This is a genomic window from Streptomyces sp. HSS9-12 (assembly GCF_054963655.1).
On the sequence record NZ_JBUEGC010000027.1, the window covers coordinates 74,089 to 95,074 of the forward strand.

The 20,986-nt window shown below is 69.3% G+C and carries 21 protein-coding genes and 1 pseudogene; 7 read left to right on the plus strand and 15 right to left on the minus strand.

Annotated features, from left to right (window positions below):
* Positions 1–113: 113 nt before the first annotated feature.
* The 4 genes and pseudogenes from ACY34J_RS16480 to ACY34J_RS16495 all read left to right on the plus strand — a co-directional run bounded on the left by ACY34J_RS16480 (position 114) and on the right by ACY34J_RS16495 (position 4,332).
* Positions 114–1,091 (plus strand): ATP-binding cassette domain-containing protein, encoded by a 978-nt coding sequence (locus ACY34J_RS16480; RefSeq protein WP_462727244.1) that lies wholly within the window; start codon positions 114–116, stop codon positions 1,089–1,091.
* 3 nt (positions 1,092–1,094) lie between these two features.
* Positions 1,095–1,865, plus strand: coding sequence for an ABC transporter permease (locus ACY34J_RS16485; protein ID WP_462727245.1), 771 nt, complete (start codon positions 1,095–1,097; stop codon positions 1,863–1,865).
* 216 nt (positions 1,866–2,081) lie between these two features.
* Positions 2,082–3,361, plus strand: a pseudogene (locus ACY34J_RS16490) (ABC transporter ATP-binding protein).
* A 242-nt stretch (positions 3,362–3,603) separates the two neighbouring features.
* On the plus strand, positions 3,604–4,332 hold the full coding sequence (locus ACY34J_RS16495; protein WP_462727269.1) for an ABC transporter permease subunit: 729 nt from the start codon (positions 3,604–3,606) through the stop codon (positions 4,330–4,332).
* 17 nt (positions 4,333–4,349) lie between these two features.
* On the opposite strand, the gene ACY34J_RS16500 is transcribed toward ACY34J_RS16495, so the two are convergent.
* Positions 4,350–4,670, minus strand: a complete 321-nt coding sequence (locus ACY34J_RS16500; RefSeq protein WP_462727246.1) for an ATP/GTP-binding protein — start codon at positions 4,668–4,670, stop codon at positions 4,350–4,352.
* Between the two features lie 197 nt (positions 4,671–4,867).
* Between ACY34J_RS16500 and ACY34J_RS16505 the strand changes: the two genes are divergently transcribed.
* Complete coding sequence (locus ACY34J_RS16505; RefSeq protein ID WP_462727247.1) at positions 4,868–5,896, plus strand: LLM class flavin-dependent oxidoreductase; 1,029 nt, start codon at positions 4,868–4,870, stop codon at positions 5,894–5,896.
* 105 nt (positions 5,897–6,001) lie between these two features.
* Here the strand turns inward: ACY34J_RS16505 and ACY34J_RS16510 are convergent, their stop codons facing one another.
* Positions 6,002–6,394, minus strand: a complete 393-nt coding sequence (locus ACY34J_RS16510; RefSeq protein WP_462727248.1) for an SCO5389 family protein — start codon at positions 6,392–6,394, stop codon at positions 6,002–6,004.
* Positions 6,395–6,602: 208 nt separating this feature from the next.
* On the opposite strand from ACY34J_RS16510, the gene nucS reads away from it, so the two are divergent.
* Positions 6,603–7,265, plus strand: a complete 663-nt coding sequence (gene nucS, locus ACY34J_RS16515) for an endonuclease NucS (RefSeq protein WP_462727249.1) — start codon at positions 6,603–6,605, stop codon at positions 7,263–7,265.
* Between the two features lie 79 nt (positions 7,266–7,344).
* On the opposite strand, the gene ACY34J_RS16520 is transcribed toward nucS, so the two are convergent.
* From ACY34J_RS16520 to ACY34J_RS16530, 3 genes are all read right to left on the minus strand, one after another.
* Positions 7,345–9,873, minus strand: a complete 2,529-nt coding sequence (locus ACY34J_RS16520; protein ID WP_462727250.1) for an ATP-binding protein — start codon at positions 9,871–9,873, stop codon at positions 7,345–7,347.
* A 315-nt stretch (positions 9,874–10,188) separates the two neighbouring features.
* Positions 10,189–10,512, minus strand: a complete 324-nt coding sequence (locus tag ACY34J_RS16525; protein WP_462727251.1) for an STAS domain-containing protein — start codon at positions 10,510–10,512, stop codon at positions 10,189–10,191.
* 131 nt (positions 10,513–10,643) lie between these two features.
* Complete coding sequence (locus ACY34J_RS16530) at positions 10,644–11,492, minus strand: 3-hydroxyacyl-CoA dehydrogenase family protein (RefSeq protein ID WP_462727252.1); 849 nt, start codon at positions 11,490–11,492, stop codon at positions 10,644–10,646.
* Positions 11,493–11,647: 155 nt separating this feature from the next.
* On the opposite strand from ACY34J_RS16530, the gene ACY34J_RS16535 reads away from it, so the two are divergent.
* The gene (locus ACY34J_RS16535) at positions 11,648–12,220 is read left to right on the plus strand and encodes a cob(I)yrinic acid a,c-diamide adenosyltransferase (RefSeq protein ID WP_462727253.1); all 573 of its coding nucleotides are present in this window, start codon (positions 11,648–11,650) and stop codon (positions 12,218–12,220) included.
* A 28-nt stretch (positions 12,221–12,248) separates the two neighbouring features.
* Here the strand turns inward: ACY34J_RS16535 and ACY34J_RS16540 are convergent, their stop codons facing one another.
* The 10 genes from ACY34J_RS16540 to ACY34J_RS16585 form a co-directional block, all read right to left on the minus strand.
* Complete coding sequence (locus ACY34J_RS16540) at positions 12,249–12,716, minus strand: DUF2550 domain-containing protein (RefSeq protein WP_462727254.1); 468 nt, start codon at positions 12,714–12,716, stop codon at positions 12,249–12,251.
* A 121-nt stretch (positions 12,717–12,837) separates the two neighbouring features.
* Positions 12,838–13,218, minus strand: coding sequence for a F0F1 ATP synthase subunit epsilon (locus ACY34J_RS16545; protein ID WP_462727255.1), 381 nt, complete (start codon positions 13,216–13,218; stop codon positions 12,838–12,840).
* Positions 13,219–13,342: 124 nt separating this feature from the next.
* Complete coding sequence (gene atpD / locus ACY34J_RS16550; RefSeq protein ID WP_462727256.1) at positions 13,343–14,785, minus strand: F0F1 ATP synthase subunit beta; 1,443 nt, start codon at positions 14,783–14,785, stop codon at positions 13,343–13,345.
* A 5-nt stretch (positions 14,786–14,790) separates the two neighbouring features.
* Positions 14,791–15,705: a F0F1 ATP synthase subunit gamma gene (locus tag ACY34J_RS16555; RefSeq protein ID WP_462727257.1), complete on the minus strand. Its 915-nt coding sequence runs from the start codon at positions 15,703–15,705 to the stop codon at positions 14,791–14,793.
* A gap of 2 nt (positions 15,706–15,707) precedes the next feature.
* Positions 15,708–17,279, minus strand: a complete 1,572-nt coding sequence (gene atpA, locus ACY34J_RS16560; RefSeq protein WP_462727258.1) for a F0F1 ATP synthase subunit alpha — start codon at positions 17,277–17,279, stop codon at positions 15,708–15,710.
* A gap of 121 nt (positions 17,280–17,400) precedes the next feature.
* Entirely contained in the window at positions 17,401–18,216 is an 816-nt protein-coding gene (locus ACY34J_RS16565) for a F0F1 ATP synthase subunit delta (RefSeq protein WP_462727259.1), read from the minus strand.
* Positions 18,213–18,758: a F0F1 ATP synthase subunit B gene (locus ACY34J_RS16570; protein ID WP_462727260.1), complete on the minus strand. Its 546-nt coding sequence runs from the start codon at positions 18,756–18,758 to the stop codon at positions 18,213–18,215. Before ACY34J_RS16570 ends, ACY34J_RS16565 begins: the two co-directional genes overlap by 4 nt.
* A 43-nt stretch (positions 18,759–18,801) precedes the next feature.
* Positions 18,802–19,038, minus strand: a complete 237-nt coding sequence (locus ACY34J_RS16575; protein ID WP_462727261.1) for an ATP synthase subunit c family protein — start codon at positions 19,036–19,038, stop codon at positions 18,802–18,804.
* 73 nt (positions 19,039–19,111) lie between these two features.
* Entirely contained in the window at positions 19,112–19,930 is an 819-nt protein-coding gene (gene atpB / locus ACY34J_RS16580) for a F0F1 ATP synthase subunit A (RefSeq protein WP_462727262.1), read from the minus strand.
* Between the two features lie 258 nt (positions 19,931–20,188).
* Entirely contained in the window at positions 20,189–20,626 is a 438-nt protein-coding gene (locus ACY34J_RS16585; protein WP_462727263.1) for a hypothetical protein, read from the minus strand.
* Positions 20,627–20,986 lie beyond the last annotated feature (360 nt).

Here is a 20,986-nt window from a genome sequence, read left to right on the forward strand (position 1 = left end):
AATCCTGGGGCGGACGGGCGGAAGTGTTCTGGCGCCAAGCGCCGCAGGGCGGCGTGCGCGGGCCGGAGGCCACCCGGTGGCGAAGCCCGGTATGCCCCCTTAGCGTGTTTTTCATGATCGAGCTCGAGGGGCTGACCAAGCGGTACGGAGACAAACTCGCCGTCGACGGCCTGACCTTCACCGTGCGCCCGGGCACCGTGACGGGGTTCCTCGGGCCGAACGGCGCCGGCAAGTCCACCACCATGCGGATGGTGCTGGGCCTGGACCACCCCACCGCCGGTGACGTCCGGATCGAGGGCCGGCGCTATGCCGAGCTGCGCGACCCGCTGCGGTCCGTCGGCGCGCTCCTCGACGCGAACGCCGTGCACAGCGGCCGCAGCGCGTACCACCATCTGCTGTGCCTGGCGCAGAGCAACGGCATCCCGCACCGACGGGTCCAGGAAGTGCTGGAGACCGTCGGCCTCAGTACGGTCGCCCACAAGCGCGCCAAGGGCTTCTCGTACGGCATAGGGCAACGGCTCGGCATCGCGGTGGCGCTGCTCGGGGACCCGCATGTGCTGCTCTTCGACGAGCCGGTCAACGGGCTCGATCCCGAAGGCATCCACTGGGCTCGGCACCTGATGAAGAACCTGGCGACACAGGGCCGCACGGTCTTCGTCTCCAGCCATCTGATGAGCGAGATGGCGCTGACCGCCGAACACCTGGTGGTCATCGGGCAGGGCCGGCTGCTGGCCGACACCTCGATGGCCGACTTCGTCGCGCGGAACTCCCGGTCGTACGTACGGCTCCGCTCGCCCGAGCCGGAGCGGCTGCGCGATGTGCTGCACGCCGCGGGCATCACCGCGGTGACCGCCTCCAACGGCTTACTGGAGGTCGACGGCGCGGACCCGGCACACCTCGGCGAGCTGGCTGCCCGGCACCGGGTGGTCCTGCATGAGCTGAGCCTCCAGCAGGCCTCCCTGGAGGAGGCATTCATGCGGCTCACGGCAGGGGTGGTGGAGTACCACGCGCAGGACTCCCGGGGCCCGCGGCTCCCGTGGGACGTCGATTGGCAGGACGACCGGGGCGGCAGCATCCGGAAGGAGGCCTGACTCATGGCCATGTCGCAGGTTCTGTGGTCGGAGTGGACCAAGATCCGGTCGGTGCGGTCGACAGTGTGGACCCTGGGGGTGGCCGCGGTGGTGACGATCTCGCTCGGCGCGCTCGTCAGCGTGCTGTCCCGGAGCGGCTTCAACGACCTGTCACGGCGGGACCAGCAGTTCTTCGACCCGACGGTCATCAGCTTCTCCGGCATGGGGCTCGGCCAGCTGTCGATGATCGTCTTCGGGGTGCTGGTCGTCTCGAGCGAGTACAGCACCGGCACGATCCGCACCTCGCTCACCGCCGTGCCGCAGCGCAGCACCTTCCTGTTCGCCAAGGTCTCCGTAGCCACTGCACTCGCCCTCGCCGTGGGCCTGGTGACCAGCTTCACCACGTTCCTGCTCAGCCAGGCGCTGCTCGGCGCGCACCGGACCGGCCTCGGCTCGCCAGGCGTCCTGCGCGCCGTGATCGGCGGCGGGCTCTACCTGGCGCTCATCACGGTGTTCTCCATGGGAGTGGCCTCGATGCTGCGCAGCCCCACGCTGTCGCTGGGCATCCTGATGCCGTTCTTCTTCCTGATCTCCAACATCCTCGGCAACGTCCCCGCCACCGCGGAGTTCGGACGCTTCCTCCCGGACCAGGCGGGCGGACGCATCATGCAGGTGATCAACCCGCTGAACGACGACGTCCCGTACGGCCCATGGGGCGGCCTCGCCATCATGACGGCCTGGGTAGCCGCCGCCCTGACCGGCAGCTGGCTGCTCATCAACAGGCGCGACGCCTGATGCGCCCGGACTGGTCCGGGGTTGCTCAGCACGCTGTGTGACGCGTTTTCGCGGCTGCGGGCGGGTTCCGGTCGGTGGCTCGCTGCCGCCGTCGGCGCGGTGACCCGGCCGGGTTTCGCGGCTGCAGGGAACCGTCAGCGCGGCGATAGCCTCTAACCCCTACGGGGGGCCGACGGGGGATCGTGCGCCCCGAACCATTGCGGCGAGGGGCGGAGAATGATCGAGGCAGTCGGCCTGACCAAGCGCTACGGCGCCAAAACGGCCGTGTACAACCTGTCGTTCCAGGTGCGACCAGGCGCCGTGACCGGCTTCCTGGGGCCCAACGGCTCCGGCAAGTCCACCACGATGCGCATGATCCTGGGGCTGGACGAGCCGTCGAGCGGGAGCGTGACCATCGGGGGGCACCCGTTCAGGCGGCTGCCCAACGCGCCGCGCCAAGTCGGCGCGCTGCTCGACGCCAAGGCGGTGCACGGCGGCCGCACCGCACGTCAGCACCTGCTGTGCCTGGCGCAGCTGTCCGGCATCCCCGCCCGCCGGGTGGACGAGGTGCTGGGCGTCGTCGGCCTGCGGGATGTGGCGAACAAGCGCTCCAAGGGTTTCTCACTCGGCATGGGGCAGCGGCTCGGCATCGCGGCGGCGCTGCTCGGGGATCCGCAGGTGCTGCTCTTCGACGAGCCGGTCAACGGCCTGGACCCCGAAGGCATCCTGTGGGTCCGCAACCTGATGAAGCGGCTGGCGTCCGAGGGCCGCACCGTCTTCGTCTCCAGCCACCTCATGAGCGAAATGGCGCTCACGGCCGACCATTTGATCGTGATCGGGCGCGGGCAGTTGCTGGCCGATATGAGCGTCAAGGACTTCATATCGCGCAATTCAGCTGATTTCGCCCGGGTACGTACGCCCGAGGGCGAACCGGTGCAGCAGGAAAAGCTGACGACGGCGATCGCCGAGGCGGGCGGGCGCGTCCAGCCGGAGCCGGACGGTGCGCTGCGGGTGACGGGCCTGCCACTGCCACGGATCAGCGACCTGGCGCACGCGGCGGACGTACGGCTGTGGGAGCTGTCGCCGCATCAGGCGTCGCTCGAAGAGGCGTACATGCGCATGACGCAGGGGGCGGTGGACTACCGCTCCACCGTCGACCAGCGGACCGGCTTGCAGGCTCCGCCGGCGGCCGGCGGGTTCGCGCCGCACGGGTACGGAGTCGGCGGGCCGGTACCGCCGGGCGCCTTCCCGCCGCCGCAGCAAGGTGGTTACCCGGCCCCCGGCCAGGCAGGCCCCGCGCCCGTCCCCAACCCGTACGCGGCACCCCAAGGCGCACCGGCGGGTGGACCCAACCCGTACGCGGCACCCAAGGCGCACCGGCGGGTGGACCGAACCCGTACCGCACGCCACACAACGCACCGAACGCGTACGCCTCGCCGCCCGGTGGCGCCCCCGCGGCAGGACAGCCCGCAGCCCCCGCCAACCCGACGCAGCGTGACAGCGAGGACGCCCGATGACCGCCCCGTACCAGCCGCAGGGCCCGGCCCCCATGCCGCCTCAGGCGCACCCGCAGGCAGCCGCCGCGCCCGGTGCCGAGCCACTCCCCACCAGCCCGCCGCAGGCGAACCCGCAGACGACCCCGCCCGGCCCGGCCTACAGCTCCCCGATCCCCGTCCGCCGCACACACCTCGGGGACGCGCTGGCCTCGGAATGGACCAAGATCCGGACCGTGCGCTCCACGATGTGGACCCTCGGCGTCATGTTCGTGCTTGTCATCGGCATCGGCTTCCTCACCGCCCTCGGCCTCGACAGCGCCGATGACGCCCAGCTGCCGCTGCTCTCCGGCGGCCTGTTCGGGCTGATGCTCGGGCAGATCTGCATCATCACGCTCGGCGTGCTGGTGATCAGCTCCGAGTACGGCACCGGCATGATCCGTACGACGCTGACCGCCTGCCCCTCCCGCCGCCGGGTGCTCACCGCCAAGGCGATCGTCTTCTTCCTGCTGTCCTTCGTCATGACGGCAGTCGCCACCGCCCTCACCGCGCTGATCCAGTCCTCGATGCTCGGCGGCAAGCACCCGGCTCCGTACGCCGTCCTCCCCAAGGAGTCGATCAAGGGCGGTGTCCTGATCGCGACGAGCAGCGAGTGGCTGGGCGCCACCGTCGGTGCCGCGCTGTACGTCGCACTGCTCGGTCTGCTGTCGCTCGCCGTGGGTGCCATGCTGCGGCACTCGGCCGGCGCCATCACCACCATGCTCGGCGTCGTCCTGCTGCCGCTGCTGCTCGCGCTGTTCATGCAGACGGAGAGCCTGCGGACCGTGCAGGAGAAGCTGGTCGAGTACTCGCCGCTCAACGGGCTGGCCTCGCTCTACCGCATCCCGTTCAACGGTGGCCACGGCACCGGCTGGGACATGATCGGGGTGCTGGCCGGCGTCACCGCCGTGGCGCTCGGCGCCGCGTACGCCCTGCTACACAAGCGCGACGTGTAAGCCCGCCCCGACCGGGCTCAGTAACGCGGCGCGTTACGGGACCGCTGCACGCCCGCGGTGCGGCGGTCCCTCGCGTTCCAGCACGCCCGGTGCCAGTGCCGCCGGTCGTCGACACTGCCGTACTGCGCCCACGCGACGACGTGCGGGACACCCGGCGGGATCTCCTGGTCGCAGCCGGGGCAGCGGTAGTGCTTCGCGGCAGCGGCGCCGCCGATCGGCCGCACCACCCACTCCTCCCCTCGCCAGGTCTCCGTACTCTCCAGCCCGTAGCGGCCGTCGGCGTCGCTCGCGGATGCGGGCCTGGCACCGCCTCGCGGGCGGTTTCGACGCGGAGACACGGGGCACCTCGACATGTCCGGGGTCATGCTTGCCGTGTCCAGCGTACGCGCGTCGAGCCACCCACAGCGCATACCACAAAAACCCCGTGATCTCCCTGATTATCCGCAAAACTTCTTGCCAGGCGTGCCCTTGGCACGTGTCATCCGTTATTGCCATTGGGGGGAGTGCCGCGTCGGCCGCAAGGAGGCAGAAGGCGATGCGCGTTGGAAGTTTTGTACTGGCCGCTCAATTCCCAGGCCAGGGGCAGGGGGAGGCACTACACCGGGCGGTGCGGTCCGCCGAAATCGCCGAGAAGGCCGGGCTCGATGCGGTCTGGCTCGCCGAACACCATTTTGTACCGTACGGAGTCTGTCCGTCGGCAGCGACACTGGCGGCGCTGCTGCTCGGCCGTACGCGCCGGATCGGCGTCGGCACGGCAGTCAGCGTACTGTCCACGGCGCATCCGGTGGCGCTCGGCGAGCAGGCGGCCCTGCTGCATCTCACCTCGGGCGGGCGGTTCACCCTCGGGGTCGGCCGCGGCGGGCCCTGGGTGGACCTCGAGGTCTTCGGCTCCGGGAAGGCGGCGTACGAGCGCGGCTTCCCCGAGGCGCTGGATCTGCTGCTGCGCTGGCTGCGCGAGCCCCGGGTGGGCGCGGACGGCGAGCGGTATTCCTTCCGGGAGGTACCGGTCGTGCCGCGGCCGGACGAGCTGCTGGAAGCTCCGGACGGCCCGCCGGTGATCGTGGCGTGCACCTCCCCCAGCAGCGTGCGCCTCGCCGCCGAGCGCGGGCTGCCGATGCTGCTGGGCATGCACTGCGGCGACGACGTCAAGGCCGATATGGTGGCCCTGTGGCGCAAGACCGCGCTGGCGGCGGGCCGTTCACCGGAAGAGGTCGCGGGCGCCGGGCACGTCTCGGCCGGCGTGGTGCAGATCGCCGACGCCCGGGCGGACGCGCGTGAGGCACTGACCAAGGCGATGCCCGGCTGGCTACGGCAGGGCCTGGACGCCCATGTCACGATCGACGGCAGAGACCGGTGCATGCGCGATCCGTACGCCTACACGGAGCTGTTGTGCGACCTGCATCCGGTGGGGCCGCCGAAGCTGTGCGCCGACCGGCTCGCGGCCACGGCGGAGCGCACGGGCATCAGCCGGTTCGCCCTGCTGGTCGAGGGCTCCGGCGACCTGGCGGCCACGGAGGAGAACGTACGGCGCCTGGGCAGCGAAGTGCTGCCCCTGCTCGGCTGAACCGACGCGTGAACTGCCCGGCCGCAAGGCCGCGACCGGGTGCTGCCGCTCCACACCTCACGCACCGCCCGTGGGCATGTGCTGTGTGGAGCGGCAGCGGAGACCTCAGCAGTCCCGGAGCTCGGGAGACTGGTTGAGCAGCTGCCCCCTGACGGAGGTGAACCGCGCCAGTCGCTCGTCCACCGCCGGGTCGAGCGGGAACACCGCCACCCGGTGGCAGTTCTGGAATGCCAGCCGCACCCCGAAGTGCCGTTGCAACGCACCACGTATCGCGTCACTCGCCAGCGCACGAAGCAGCTGGCCGCGCGCCTGCTCGTCCGGCGGCGGCACCTGGTTGTCGGCGAACTCGCCGCCGTCCACCTTGAGCTGGGCCACCAGAGAGCTGATCAGCTCCCATGCGTAAGGCAGGGAAGTCCGGACGCAGTCGACGAATTCGGCTTCGTCGACCTCGCCTCGCTCGGCCTTCTCGAGAAGGGCCGGTGAGACGTCGAGCGACATGGGTTCTCCTCTCGCGACCCCGAAGGGGTCCTACGGACAGGGACGGGTTGTCGCGACTCAGCGTGCTCGTTCCGCAACGTCCCGCTTCAACGTTATGCCGGGCACTGCGCACGCACCAGGAGAATGGGCACACAACCGGCCACTGCCGAACAGGTTCGATCCAGGGCGAATCGCGTGACCCGCACTCTGTCCAGTAGCGTGACCGACCATGCGTCTCGTCATTGCCCGCTGCTCCGTGGACTACGCAGGCCGGCTCACCGCCCACCTCCCCTCGGCCCCCCGCCTGATCCTGATCAAGGCCGACGGCAGTGTCTCCATTCATGCGGACGACCGGGCCTACAAACCCCTCAACTGGATGTCCCCGCCGTGCACCCTCAAGGAGGGCGACGGCGATGTGTGGACCGTGGAGAACAAAGCGGGCGAGAAGCTTTTGATCACGATGGAGGAGGTCCTGCACGACTCCTCGCACGAGCTGGGCGTGGACCCCGGTCTGATCAAGGACGGCGTGGAAGCGCACCTCCAGGAGCTGCTCGCCGACCGGATCGAGACACTGGGCGATGGCCACTCACTGATTCGGCGTGAATACCCCACTGCCATCGGGCCGGTGGACATCCTGTGCCGCGACGCCGACGGCACAACCGTCGCGGTGGAGATCAAGCGGCGCGGCGAGATCGACGGTGTGGAGCAGCTGACCCGCTACCTCGAACTCCTCAACCGGGACCCGCATCTCGCCCCGGTCAAGGGCATCTTCGCCGCCCAGGAGATCAAGCCGCAGGCGCGGGTGCTGGCCACTGACCGCGGCATCGACTGTGTCGTCCTGGACTACGACGCCCTGCGCGGCATCGAGGACGACAAGCTCCGGCTCTTCTGAGGTACGTACGCCCCTCATACGTCTGGAGGGCCTGCCCGTAGACGCGGGCAGGCCCTCCAGGCGTATACACGGCGTGCGGTCAGGCGATCGGCGCCCCGCTGCTGGGCGTTGGGGCGGGCCCGCTGGCCGTGGTGGAGACCGAATTGCTGGGCGACGGAGCCGGCGAGGTCGGCGGCTTCGAGGTCTGCGAATGCGAGGGCGACGGCGAGCGGGTAGGCGACCTGGTCGGAGTCGGCGACTCGGTCGGGGTCGGGGTCGTCGCCGGATCCTTCGGGCCCTGGGTGCCTCCAGTCCGCGTCGAGCTCGGCTCGCCGCTGCCAGACGGCTGCACGGACGGTTCGCCGCTGTCCCCTACGACCGGCACATCCGACGCCCCGGGCCCGGCGCTCTCCTCCGGCTGCGGTTGTTTCGTACCACCTTGCGTCGGCGGGTTTTCGCCGGTGTAGTCACCGAGGCCGCCGTCGTCGTCCGCCGTCTGTTCGGTGGTCACCCGGTCCGGCGCTCCGTCGTCGCCGCCCGAGATGGCGCCTATGGTCACCACGGTGCCGAGTACGGCCACCAGCAGCGTCCCCGCGCCCACCGCGGCCATGTTCCGCCGTGCGCCGCTGAGCAGTGTGGCCCGTATACCGGGCCGCTTGCCCAGGCCGCCGCCCCGGGCCCCGGACAACCGGGGAGTGAGGATCGTGGCGGTCTCGTCCAGATCCGCTGAGGCGAGCGCGGCGCGTATTCCGCGGGGCGGCGAAAGGGGCCCCTCGACACGCGTGTCCGCTATCTCCTCGCCCGCGGTCGTACGCCCGGTGGTGTGGTCGAAGCCCGCGGACTTGTCCGCGACCAGCGCCAGCGCACGGCGTCCGGCGACAGCGCCGCGCCGGTCGGCGAGGGCACCGCGCAGCCCGATGGACGCCTCCAGTTCCGCGCGGGCCCGCTCAAGGTTGCCCGTACAGAGCGCGAGCACACCCAACTCATGGTGGAAGTACGCCTCTTCGGCGACTTCGCCGGCCAGCCGGGCGGCCTCCTGGCCGTGCCGCAGCGCCCGCTCCCAGGCACTCCACTGCCCCCCGGCGGCGAACGCGGGCGCGGCCGTCCGGGCCAGCAGGACGGCCGCGCTCGCGTGCCCGGCCTCACGGCTGCCGACCAGAGCGTTCAGCGCGGCCAAAATCGCGTCCGCTTCCGTGGCGACCCGCTCCGGGCCGACCGACGGGTGTCCGGCCCACCAGGCGTAGTGCTGGGCGGCGGTGTGGGCGCGCGCCGCCGCACCATCGGTGTACCCGGCGGCTTCCAGCTGGGTCGCGACGCCCGCCGTGAGCCGGTACTGGGAACCAACGGGCGTCAGCAGCCCGCAGCCCAGCAGCTCGCCGACGGCGGCGTCAGCGTGGGTGTCGCCGATGAGCGCCGGCAGATGCGACTGGTGCGGGCAGGCGCCGTCCAGGGCGACGGCGAAGCGCAGGGCGGCCTGGGCCGCCTCGCTCAGCCTGCCGGCCATCATGACGGCCGGTGCGGCCGCCTCTGCCACGGTCGGCAGCGGGAGTACGGACTCGTCGTGAGCGTCGCCGGGTTGGTCGTCGTCGCCGGTGGCGTCGGGGCTCCGGTACAGCTCGGGGCCGTCGTACGCGTCGGATTCCTCGGCGTCCGGCTCCCGGGCGGCATCACGCTGCCGAAGCAGAGCGCCGGCCTGGACGAAGCGCCGCGGCAGACCTTCGGACTCGAACCACAGGTCCGCCGCCCAAGCGGCCTCGTCCTCGGTGAGCGGCCGCTGGGCGACCTCCTTCAGCAGTTTTACGCACGCCTCGCGGCCGAGCCCGGGGAGGAAGACCTCCTCCAGGTGCGAGTCGGGGGACGGCGCTGCGACATCGGGCAAGGCGGAGATCAGGAAGGCGCACTCGGGGGTGGCGTCGAGCAGCTCGTCAAGCACGCTGCCGCCGAACTCCATGTCGTCGAGGACGACCACCGCACCGATCTCGCTGACCATGTCCAGCAGTTGTGCCCGGTCCGGCCGGTGCAGCGGTGCGTGGTGCACGGCGGCGAAGAGCTCGTACAGCAGGTCGGTCGGCGTGCGCTGATGGCCGGACAGCCGTATGACGCCGTCCGGGGCGAGGTCGGCGCAGTCCGCGGCGACGGCGTTCAGGAGCGCCGTACGGCCGGAACCGGAAGGTCCGGTGAGCCGGACCGACCGCCCGCGCGAGAGCAGCCGTACCAGCCGCTCACGCTCCTCCTGGCGCTCCAGCAGGGGGAGTTCGGGCACGGCTGTCCCGGGCCGCGGGAGGGCGGATATACGGTGCGCGTCGTCGCGCTCCTCGCGGGTGCGCCGCCGGGGGCGGTCCGGAGCCTCTCCGGGCGGACAGGGCTCGACCTCGCTGCCATCGACGGGATTGACGGTCAGCAGATATTCGCCCGAGACGAGCTTGACCGTGCGGGCTACTCGCTGGCCGCCTGGGCCGCCCTCCCCGCCCCTGGCCCCCAAACCCTTGCCCATGCCGCTGCCATGGGCGAGGGCCGCTGCGCGGGAGTCGTGTGACCCCCGCACCTGTTGTATGCCCGATTGTTCCTGCACGCGGTACTGGTGGCTGTCATGGCCGTGCTCTTCGGATCCCCGGCTCTTCGGGTCCATGCGTCAAGCCCCCCAAGCTGCGTCGCGTGCCGTCTGCCCTCCCGACTTGTCCGCACTTCCCCGGTTACGGCCCAGTGAATGTCCCAGTCGGCGCCGCCGGTTCAGTCGCCCGCCGTGGGCTGCGGATGTACGGCGGCGATCCGAACCTTAGACCTTTGCGCGGTGTCCCCGCATGGGAGAGGCGCTGCTCGTTCGCGACTGTGACGGCTTCGTGAGAATCGCTGCTGCTGCCCCGGAATCGGACCTCGCCGCCCCGCCCGGCTCCGGCCCCTCGGGGGCACCCCCAGCCATCGCTCCGCGAGGAGGCCGGGGGTGTCAGACCCGGGGCAGCAACTCGGCTTCGATACCGCCCTCGATGGCGAGGATGCGGTGCAGTCGGGTGGCGACCAGCAGGCGCTGCATCTGGGGCGGCACCCCGCGCAGCACGAGCCGCCGGTTGGCCCGGCCCGCCCGGCGGTGCGCCCCCATGATGACCCCGAGGCCGGTGGCATCCCAGGAGTCGAGCTCGGTCAGGTCGAGCACAAGGTCACCCCGGCCCGCATCGACAGCGGTGTGCAGGACCGTACGGGCGTCCGCCGCGCTGCGGACGTCGAGGCGGCCCCCGACGACCAGCTCGGCATGGTCGCCCTTGATGTGCATATTCGCTCCCCGTGGTTCGTGGTCTCGTCAACCTCTACAGAACTGACTGCCTCTCACGCGACAAGGTTGCCGCCTGTGAGCGAACCGATACCGAATTCATCCCTGCGGGTGACACTTGGAGTGACCCGGCGTCAGTAGGTGTAGTACCCCTGCCCACTCTTGCGGCCGATGTCACCGGCGTCGACCATCCGGCGCATGCCCTCCGGCGGCGCGAACTTCTCGTCCTGCGTCTCGGTGTAGATGTTGCTGGTGGCGTGCAGCAGGATGTCGACGCCCGTCAGGTCGGCGGTGGCCAGCGGGCCCATGGCGTGACCGAAGCCCAGCTTGCAGGCGATGTCGATGTCCTCGGCGGTGGCCACGCCGGACTCCTGCAGCTTGGCCGCCTCGACGACGAGCGCGGAGATCAGGCGAGTGGTGACGAAGCCCGCAACGTCGCGGTTGACGACGATGCAGGTCTTGCCGACGCTCTCGGCGAAGGCGCGGGCGGTGGCGAGGGTTTCGTCGCTGGTCTTGTAACCCCGGACGAGCTCACACAGCTGCATCATCGGGACCGGCGAGAAGAAGTGCGTGCCGACGACCTTCTCCGGGCGGCTCGTCACCGCCGCGATCTTGGTGATCGGAATGGCGGAGGTGTTGGAGGCGAGGACCGCGTCCTGCTTCACCAGGCCGTCGAGGGCGCGGAAGATCTCCTGCTTGACCTCGATCTTCTCGAACACGGCCTCCACGACGATGTCAGCGTCGGCGACGGCGTCGAGGTCGGTCGTGGCGGTGATCCGGGCGAGGGCGGCCTCGGCATCGGCGGCGTCCAGCTTGCCCTTGGCGACGAACTTGTCGTACGAGACCTTGATGCCGTCCGTCCCGCGGGTCAGAGCCTCGTCGGTGACGTCACGCAGCACAACGTCCCACCCCGCCTGCGCCGAGACCTGAGCGATGCCGGACCCCATGAGTCCGGCGCCGATGACGGCGAGCTTCCCTGCCACTGCTCTCCCCTTACACCCTGTGCACCTCGTATGTCTCTCGGCGGACCTTAGCGCCCGCGAGGGCTCCGCAGGCGGGGAAGAGACGCGCGTCACGTCTCAAATGACGGACGTCACATGGAGGCGCCCCGGGGCCAATGCGTGGCTAGGCTCGGGACATGGTCAATCTCACCCGCATCTACACACGCACCGGCGACGACGGCACGACCGCCCTCGGCGACATGAGCCGTACCGTCAAGACGGACTCGCGCATCGCGGCGTACGCCGACGCGAACGAGGCGAACGCCGCGATCGGTGTGGCCATCGCCCTGGGACAGCTCCCCGAGGAGGTCGTCAAGGTCCTCGTCCGGGTGCAGAACGACCTGTTCGACGTGGGCGCCGACCTGGCAACGCCGGTGGTCGAGGAGCCGGAGTACCCCCCGCTGCGCGTCGAGCAGTCCTATATCGACAAGCTGGAGGCGGACTGCGATCGCTTCCTTGCGGATCTGGAGAAGCTGCGCAGCTTCATCCTGCCGGGAGGCACGCCCGGCGCGGCGCTGCTGCATCAGGCGTGCACGGTCGTCCGGCGGGCCGAGCGGTCCACCTGGGCGGCGCTGGAGAAGCACGCGGACATCATGAATCCGCTCACCGCGACGTATCTCAACCGGCTGTCCGACCTGCTGTTCATCCTTGCCCGGACGGCGAACAAGGAGCAGGGCGACATCCTCTGGGTACCGGGCGAAAACCGCTGAGCCGCGCCGGCTGGATCGGGCCGCGGCGTCAGGCCACGTTGACTCGTTGGCCGGGCGGGGCGGCCTCCAGCCAGGCGAGAAAGCCGGTCAGCGCGTCCTCGCTCATCGCGAGCTCAAGACGGGTGTCGCCGTGTACACAGCACAGGACGATGGAATCGGAGAGGAGAGCCAGCTCCTCCTCGCCCCGAGGGGCGCGGCGCGAAAGCACCTCGATCGATGAGCGCTCCAGGACCCGGCGCGGACGTGGAGCGTACGAGAACACCCGGAACCACTCGACGCGGTCACCGTTGTAGCGGGCGACGCCGTACACCCAGCCCTTGCCGCTGGGCTCGGCGGTGGGGTCATCCTGGTCCGCGGCCGCGGGCACGTTCCAGCGCAGACTGCAGTCGAAGGTGCCGCCCGACCGCTGGATCAGCCGCCGGCGCAGCCCGAAGACGAACAGTCCCAGCAGCACCAGTACGACGACCGCGCCGCTCACGAGCAGTGCGAGGAACATCTTCACCGACCTCCTCGCCTCAGGTACCGGACCAGTATGACCTCTCGCACGGGCTCAGCCGCGGACTGCACTGGCGAGTTCCAGTGCATTCCGCGGCTGAGTATCACGTGTGTCGCCTGGCTCAGCGGGCGCCCACGGCCGTGGCGGCCAGCCGGACCTCCGCGCGCCGCTCGGCGGCGGCGTCGGCCTCGGCCTTCGCTCTCTCCAGGGCCCGCTCTGCACGGGCCACATCGATCTCGTCCGCCAGCTCCGCGATCTCGGCGAGCAGCGAGAGCTTGTTCTCGGAAAACGAGATGAATCCACCGTGCACCGCGGCTACGACGGTCCCGCCGTCGCTGGTCCGGATGGTCACCGGGCCGGACTCCAGCACACCGAGCAGCGGCTGGTGGCCGGGCATGACGCCGATGTCACCCGATGTGGTGCGTGCGACGACCAGGGTGGCCTCGCCGGACCAGACACTGCGGTCCGCGGCGACCAGCTCGACGTGCAGCTCAGCAGCCAACGTGGCTCCTCGGGTCTCCACCTGCCGTGGCAGGCGTCCAGATAAGTACTGGGGGTCTAAAGGATAACGGGCGCAGATGTCAGGGGCGGGACGGGCCCGCCCCTGACACCGTCGAGCACGTGGCTCAGGAGACGCCCAGCTCCTTGGCGTTCTTCTTCAGGTCTTCCAGACCACCGCACATGAAGAAGGCCTGCTCCGGGAAGTGGTCGAACTCACCGGCGAGGATCGCGTTGAACGCCGCGATGGACTCGTCCAGCGGGACGTCCGAGCCGTCGACACCGGTGAACTGCTTCGCCGCGTGGGTGTTCTGCGACAGGAAGCGCTCGACGCGACGGGCGCGGTGGACAACCAGCTTGTCCTCCTCGCCCAGCTCGTCGATACCGAGGATCGCGATGATGTCCTGCAGGTCCTTGTACTTCTGCAGAATCCCCTTGACGGCGGAGGCGCAGTCGTAGTGCTCCTGCGAGATGTACCGCGGGTCCAGGATCCGGGAGGTGGAGTCCAGGGGGTCCACCGCCGGGTAGATGCCCTTCTCCGAGATCGGCCGGGAGAGAACCGTCGTCGCGTCGAGGTGCGCGAAGGTCGTCGCCGGGGCCGGGTCGGTCAGGTCGTCCGCCGGCACGTAGATCGCCTGCATCGAGGTGATCGAGTGGCCGCGGGTCGAGGTGATGCGCTCCTGCAGGAGGCCCATCTCGTCCGCGAGGTTCGGCTGGTAACCCACCGCGGACGGCATACGGCCGAGCAGGGTGGACACCTCGGAACCGGCCTGGGTGAAGCGGAAGATGTTGTCGATGAAGAACAGCACGTCCTGCTTCTGCACATCGCGGAAGTACTCCGCCATGGTCAGACCGGCGAGCGCGACACGCAGACGGGTGCCCGGGGGCTCGTCCATCTGACCGAAGACCAGCGCGGTCTTGTCCAGAACGCCGGATTCCGCCATCTCGTGGATGAGGTCGTTGCCCTCACGGGTGCGCTCACCGACACCGGCGAACACGGAAACACCCTCGTGCAGCTTCGCCACACGCATGATCATTTCCTGGATGAGGACGGTCTTGCCCACACCCGCGCCACCGAACAGACCGATCTTGCCGCCCTTGACGTACGGGGTCAGCAGGTCGACGACCTTCAGGCCGGTCTCGAACATCTCGGTCTTGGACTCGAGGTCCTCGAAGGCCGGGGCCTTGCGGTGGATCTCCCAGCGGTCGGTCTCCTGGCCGTTGGCCTCGGGCTCGTTCAGCACCTCACCGAGGGTGTTGAACACCTTGCCCTTGGTGAAGTCACCGACCGGCACGGTGATGCCCTTGCCGGTGTCGGTCACCGGGGCCTGGCGGACCAGGCCGTCGGTCGGCTTCATCGAGATGGCGCGCACCAGGCCCTCGCCGAGGTGCTGCGCGACCTCGAGGGTCAGCGTCGTGGTCTTGCCCGGCTGTGCCGGGTCGGCGACCTCGACGGTCAGCGCGTTGTAGATCTCCGGCATCGCGTCGACGGGGAACTCCACGTCGACGACCGGCCCGATGACCCGCGCGACGCGGCCCGTCGCCGTGGCCGTCTCAACAGTGGTGGTCATAGTTCTCAGTCACTCCCCGCGGTCGCCTCGGCGAGCGCGCTGGCGCCACCGACGATCTCGCTGATTTCCTGGGTGATATCGGCCTGGCGGGCCTGGTTGGCAAGCCGCGTGAGCGACTTGATGAGCTCTTCCGCGTTGTCGGTCGCCGACTTCATCGCGCGCCGGCGGGCGGCGTGCTCGGAGGCGGCGGCCTGCAGCAGCGCGTTGTAGATGCGGCTCTCGACGTACCGCGGCAGCAGCGCGTCGAGGACGTCCTCCGCAGACGGCTCGAACTCGTACAGCGGCAGCGGCTCGCCCTTGGCGGGCTCCTCCGCCTCCTCCTTGCCGAGACTGAGCGGCAGCAGCCGGTTCTCGACCGGTGCCTGCGTCAGCATCGACACGAACTCGGTGAAGACGATGTGCAGCTCGTCGACCCCGCCCTCGGCCGTGTCGGTGAGAACGGTCTCGATCAGCGGACCGGCGACCGCCTTGGCATCAGCGTACGTCGGCTTGTCGGTGAAGCCGGTCCACGACTTCGCGACCTTACGGCCACGGAAGCTGTAGTACGCCAGACCCTTACGACCGACGATGTACGGGACGACCTCCTTGCCCTCGGCCTTGAGACGCTCGGTGAGCTTCTCGGCGGCCTTGATGGCGTTGGAGGAGTAGCCGCCGGCGAGACCACGGTCGCTCGTGAGAAGCAGGACCGCGGCGCGCACGGGGTTGTCCACCTCGGTGGTCAGCGGGTGCTGGGTGTTGGAGCCGGTCGCCACAGCCTTCACCGCACGCGTGAGCTCAGTCGCGTACGGCGTGGAGGCCGCCACCTGGCGCTGCGCCTTGACGATGCGCGAGGCGGCGATCATCTCCATCGCCTTGGTGATCTTCTTGGTGGCCTTTACGGACTTGATGCGCCGCTTGTAGACCCGAAGCTGCGCGCCCATGCTCAGCCCTCACCCAGCAGCTTGCCGTCCGAGGTCTCGAACTGCCGCTTGAAGGAGGCGATGGCGTCGGCGATGGCCTGCAGCGTGTCGTCGGACATCTTGCCGCCCTCGCGGATGGACGTCATCAGACCCTTGTGCTCGCGGTGCAGGTAGTCCAGGAGCTCCCGCTCGAAGCGGCGGATGTCCTCGACCGGCACGTCGTCCATCTTGCCGTTGGTGCCGGCCCAGATGGAGATGACCTGGTCCTCGACCGGGTACGGGCTGTACTGCGGCTGCTTCAGCAGCTCGACCATGCGCTTACCGCGCTCCAGCGCCGCCTTGGACGCCGCGTCCAGGTCGGAACCGAAGGCGGCGAACGCCTCCAGCTCCCGGTACTGGGCGAGGTCCACACGGAGCCGGCCGGAGACCTGCTTCATGGCCTTGTGCTGCGCGGCACCACCGACACGGGAGACCGAGATACCGACGTTCAGCGCCGGGCGCTGGCCCGCGTTGAACAGGTCGGACTCCAGGAAGCACTGGCCGTCGGTGATGGAGATGACGTTGGTCGGGATGAACGCCGAGACGTCGTTCGCCTTGGTCTCGACGATCGGCAGACCGGTCATCGAGCCCGCGCCCAGGTCGTCGTTGAGCTTCGCGCAGCGCTCCAGGAGGCGGGAGTGCAGGTAGAAGACGTCACCCGGGTAGGCCTCACGGCCCGGCGGGCGGCGCAGCAGCAGGGACACGGCGCGGTAGGCGTCGGCCTGCTTGGACAGGTCGTCGAAGACGATCAGCACGTGCTTGCCCTGGTACATCCAGTGCTGGCCGATGGCCGAGCCGGTGTACGGGGCGAGGTACTTGAAGCCGGCCGGGTCGGACGCCGGGGCGGCGACGATCGTCGTGTACTCCAGGGCGCCGGCCTCCTCCAGCGCGCCGCGCACGGACGCGATGGTGGAGCCCTTCTGGCCGACAGCGACGTAGATGCAGCGGACCTGCTTCTTCGGGTCGCCGGAACGCCAGTTGTCGCGCTGGTTGATGATCGTGTCGACGGCCAGGGCGGTCTTACCGGTCTGACGGTCACCGATGATCAGCTGGCGCTGGCCGCGGCCGATCGGCGTCATGGCGTCGACGGCCTTGTAGCCGGTCTCCATCGGCTCGTGCACCGACTTACGCATCATGACGCCGGGGGCCTGCAGCTCCAGCGCGCGCCGGCCCTCGGTCTCGATCTCGCCGAGGCCGTCGATCGGGTTGCCGAGCGGGTCGACCACGCGACCCAGGTAGCCCTCGCCGACAGCGACGGACAGGACCTCACCGGTGCGCTGCACCGGCTGGCCCTCCTCGATGCCGCTGAACTCGCCGAGGACGATCGCACCGATCTCGCGCTCTTCGAGGTTGAGGGCGAGGCCGAGGGTGCCGTCCTCGAACTTCAGCAGCTCGTTCGCCATGACCGAGGGAAGACCCTCGACCTTCGCGATGCCGTCGCCGGCACTCGTGACCGTACCGACCTCCTCGCGCGAGGCCGCGTCCGGCTTGTACGCCTGGACAAAGTTCTCCAGTGCGTCCCGGATCTCCTCCGGCCGGATCGTGAGCTCCGCCATCTGGGTTCCCTGCTCTCCTTGTTGGGCCCGAAGTCTTCTGGGGGGCCTGGGGGTGATCCCCCCAGTGATTGCGGTCGGCCCAACTCGGGCCGTCGTCATGCTTCTTGAGTTGGTTGGCTGGTCAGCCGGCCATCCGTCGCGACACCTCTTCGATGCGACCGGCGATGGTCCCGTCGATCACCTCGTCGCCGATGCGCACCTGGACCCCGCCGAGGACGTCCGGGTCCACATCGAGGTGCAGATGCACCGGGCGGCCGTACAGCGTGGCCAGTGCCGCGCCGAGACGCCGCTTCTGCTGGTCACTGAGCGGCACTGCCGAGGTGACGACCGCCACCGAACGGTTGCGGCGCTCCGCGGCCAGCTTGGAGAGGGCCTCCAGCCCTGCCTCCAGGCTACGGCCACGCGGCTGAGTCACAAGACGCACCACCAGCCGCTCGGTGACCGGGTGGGCCCGGCCGTCCAGCAGCCGGTGCACCAGGTCGGCCTTGGCCGAGGCGGGGGCGACCCGGTCGGTCAGCGCCGCGCGCAGCTCCGGCGCGGAGGCGACGATCCGGCCGAACCGGAACAGCTCGTCCTCCACGTCGTCGAGCGCGTCGGCTCGCTCCGCCGCGACGAGGTCGGCGCTGTCGGCCAGCTCCTCGATGGCGTCCACCAAGTCGCGGGACCGCGACCAGCGGGAGCGGACCATGCCGGAGACCAGATCGACGGTCTCGCCACCGACCTGGCCGCCCAGCAGGCGCCGGACCAGCTCGGCCTTGGCCTCACCGGGCTGCGCCGGGTCGGTGAGGACCCGACGCAGCGACACCTCGCGGTCGAGCAGCCTCGTGACGGCGGCCAGCTCATCGGCGAGCTTCACGGCGTCGACGGACGGGTTGTCCGCCAGCGCGTTGAAACGCTCGCGCGCGGCGGCCAGTGCCTCGCGGCTCGCTCCATTCATCGGGCAGCCTCGGCCTTCTCCTCGAGCTCGTCGAGGAAGCGGTCGATGACGCGGCTCTGCCGGGCGACGTCCTCAAGAGATTCGCCGACGATCTTGCTGGCCAGTTCCGTGGCGAGCTTGCCCACGTCCTGGCGCAGCTGTGCCGCGGCCTGCTTGCGGTCGGCCTCGATCTGGGCGTGAGCGGCGGCGAGGATCTCCTCGCGCTGCCGCTGGCCTTCCGCGCGCATCTCGGCGATGAGCGCCGCGCCCTGCTCCTGCGCCTCCTGGCGCAGGCGGGCGGCCTCGTGCCGGGCCTCGGCGAGCTGAGCCTTGTACTGCTCGAGCACGTCCTGGGCCTCGGCCTGGGCGGCCTCGGCCTTCTCGATCCCGCCCTCGATGGCCTCACGGCGCTGCTCCAGAACCTTGTTGATGTTCGGGAGGAGCTTCTTGGCGAGGAAGAAGAAGACGATAGCGAAAGCCACCAGGCCGATGACGAGCTCTGGGATCGGCGGGATGAGGGGGTTCTCGCCCGCCTCTGCCGCCAGCTGTACCAGGGCGTTCACATCAGTGCCTTTCGTCGAATGAGGCTGGTCGTCACTGTCCGTCTTAGTAGACGAACGGCATGACCAGACCGATCAGGGCGAGCGCCTCACAGAAGGCGAAGCCCAGAATCTGGTTGGCGCGGATCAGGCCGGCAGCCTCGGGCTGACGGGCGAGGGCCTGGGTGCCGTTACCGAAGATGATGCCGACGCCGACGCCCGGGCCGATCGCGGCGAGGCCGTAACCGACGGAGCTGAGGGAGCCACTGATGTCAACGGCGGCGAGGGTCTGGAGAGCGGACATGCCGGTTCTTCCTTCTGTTTCACGGACCGGTGGGGGTTGGCCACCGGACGACTAGTGGACTGTGGGCGGGTGCTCAGTGGTGCTCGGCCAGAGCGCCCTGGATGTAGTTGGCGGACAGCAGCACGAACACGTACGCCTGGACTGCCTGGATGAAGAGCTCGAAGGCGGTCATCACGACGACCATGACGAACGAGACACCGGCATACGCGATGCCGATCCCGTTCAGCAGGTACCAGCTGGCGATGGTGAACAGCAGCAGCAGCGTGTGACCGGCGAACATGTTGGCGAAGAGCCGGACCGCGTGGGTGAACGGCCGCACCAGAAGGTTCGAGAAGAACTCGATGGTCATCGAAAGCGGCAGCACCGGGCCGAGCGTCTTGTCGTAGCCGGTGAAGTTCTTGAAGGCGCCGACGAACCCGTGCTTCTTGAAGGTCAGGGAGACCCAGAGCACGTACACGATCGCGGCCAGGCCCACGGGGAAGGCGATGATCGAGGTCACCGGGAACTGGGCGATCGGGATGATCGACCAGAGGTTCATCATCCAGACGAAGAAGAACAGCGAGACGATGAGCGGGACGTACTTGTCGCCCTCGCGCTTGCCGAGCGTCTCATAGACGATCCCGCGCCGGACGAAGTCGTACCCGGACTCGGCAACCATCTGGAGCTTCCCCGGCACGATCTGCGGCTTGTGGAACGCCGCCCAGAAGAAGCCGACGATGATGATCGAGCCCAGGAGGGCAAGCAGCATCGGCTTGTTGAAGTGGAAGCCGCCGACCTCGAAGATCGGCTGGAAGACGAAGGAGTGCAGCCCAGGGGCCACTTCATCGAAGCCGCACCCGTCGAAGATGTGGCAGTTGGTCTCGAAGGCGAGCGTCATCTGGTCAGCACTCACCGAGAGCTCCTTCAGCGTGGCGCATGGGTACGGCAACCTCGATGTGTCGGCGCGGCAAAGAGCCGCGAGTCGGCACTGGACTGGTCTTACGAATGTGGGGGCGGCTAGTCGAGCCGGGCGACCTGACGGGCATCAGCTGTGTGGGCCGCCGCTCCAGTCCCGTGAAAGTCCGGGACTCCGCTGCCTGAGCCCGCTGCGCCTCAGATGGCATCGGACGATAGCAGGTGAGCACTGAGGCCTTTATCGCGGCCCTACCCCTCACGGCTTCGGCCCCGCGAACGCGGCCTTCGACTGCTCGCCGGATTCCGGCTCGACGTACAGAATCTTGGACTTCATGTGCGCACGCGCCTGCGCGGCGATCCACACGAGGGTCACCGCGGGAAGCGTGAAGGCGAAGGCCTTCACGTCGAACAGAGTCGTGTGCTTGAACACAGCGAGGAAAACCGCGAGCAGCAGCAGCTGCGTGGTGTAGAGCATCAGGCCCATCGCCTGGAACAAGTGCGGAAAGGACCGCGCCGTGCGCTGCAGCACGACCAGGCCGGTCCCCATGAAGAGGATCACCACCACTGTGCCGACCACCGCACCGAGCGCCCCCTCGCCACCCGCGGCCACGGCACTGACAACGGCGGCGAGCACGCCGACGGCAGCAGCGGGCACGGCGGTATGAAGGAGCATTCGGGCGTCATTCGACTGCATGGCGGCAACTCCGCTCGGGGATGGGGGCACGAGTGTCGTCATGGACGAGCGTAGGGCCCGGTCGAGGCAAGACCTCACGCACCAAACGACCGTCGCACTACGGTCCTTCGGCCGTTCACCCGGACTCGTGAACGGTATCACAAACTATTTGATGAGGTCTTTACCTACCTCATGTGCTGCCCGTCACACATACGAGCTACCACCTGCACCGATGAGCTGACGGCCAGCGGTTTGACTGTTATGGAAGTGTTTGCATCGGCCTTGGGGTGGTCTTGAACTGCCTTTGGCGTCCTCTAGTGCCGCGTCAGCCGGTGTTTGCCCGGTAGCGAGGTGACCTGGTGCGGTCAGCTGCAAGGCGCC

Excerpts from the sequence above, each read along its gene's own strand:
- ACY34J_RS16480 (WP_462727244.1), top strand. The coding sequence starts at position 114 with ATGATCGAGCTCGAGGGGCTGACCAAGCGGTACGGAGACAAACTCGCC.
- ACY34J_RS16485 (WP_462727245.1), top strand. The coding sequence starts at position 1,095 with ATGGCCATGTCGCAGGTTCTGTGGTCGGAGTGGACCAAGATCCGGTCG.
- ACY34J_RS16495 (WP_462727269.1), top strand. The coding sequence starts at position 3,604 with ATGTTCGTGCTTGTCATCGGCATCGGCTTCCTCACCGCCCTCGGCCTC.
- ACY34J_RS16505 (WP_462727247.1), top strand. The coding sequence starts at position 4,868 with ATGCGCGTTGGAAGTTTTGTACTGGCCGCTCAATTCCCAGGCCAGGGG.
- ACY34J_RS16510 (WP_462727248.1), bottom strand. The coding sequence starts at position 6,394 with ATGTCGCTCGACGTCTCACCGGCCCTTCTCGAGAAGGCCGAGCGAGGC.
- nucS (WP_462727249.1), top strand. The coding sequence starts at position 6,603 with ATGCGTCTCGTCATTGCCCGCTGCTCCGTGGACTACGCAGGCCGGCTC.
- ACY34J_RS16520 (WP_462727250.1), bottom strand. The coding sequence starts at position 9,873 with ATGGACCCGAAGAGCCGGGGATCCGAAGAGCACGGCCATGACAGCCAC.
- ACY34J_RS16525 (WP_462727251.1), bottom strand. The coding sequence starts at position 10,512 with ATGCACATCAAGGGCGACCATGCCGAGCTGGTCGTCGGGGGCCGCCTC.
- ACY34J_RS16535 (WP_462727253.1), top strand. The coding sequence starts at position 11,648 with ATGGTCAATCTCACCCGCATCTACACACGCACCGGCGACGACGGCACG.
- ACY34J_RS16540 (WP_462727254.1), bottom strand. The coding sequence starts at position 12,716 with ATGTTCCTCGCACTGCTCGTGAGCGGCGCGGTCGTCGTACTGGTGCTG.
- atpD (WP_462727256.1), bottom strand. The coding sequence starts at position 14,785 with ATGACCACCACTGTTGAGACGGCCACGGCGACGGGCCGCGTCGCGCGG.
- ACY34J_RS16555 (WP_462727257.1), bottom strand. The coding sequence starts at position 15,705 with ATGGGCGCGCAGCTTCGGGTCTACAAGCGGCGCATCAAGTCCGTAAAG.
- atpA (WP_462727258.1), bottom strand. The coding sequence starts at position 17,279 with ATGGCGGAGCTCACGATCCGGCCGGAGGAGATCCGGGACGCACTGGAG.
- ACY34J_RS16565 (WP_462727259.1), bottom strand. The coding sequence starts at position 18,216 with ATGAATGGAGCGAGCCGCGAGGCACTGGCCGCCGCGCGCGAGCGTTTC.
- ACY34J_RS16575 (WP_462727261.1), bottom strand. The coding sequence starts at position 19,038 with ATGTCCGCTCTCCAGACCCTCGCCGCCGTTGACATCAGTGGCTCCCTC.
- ACY34J_RS16585 (WP_462727263.1), bottom strand. The coding sequence starts at position 20,626 with ATGCAGTCGAATGACGCCCGAATGCTCCTTCATACCGCCGTGCCCGCT.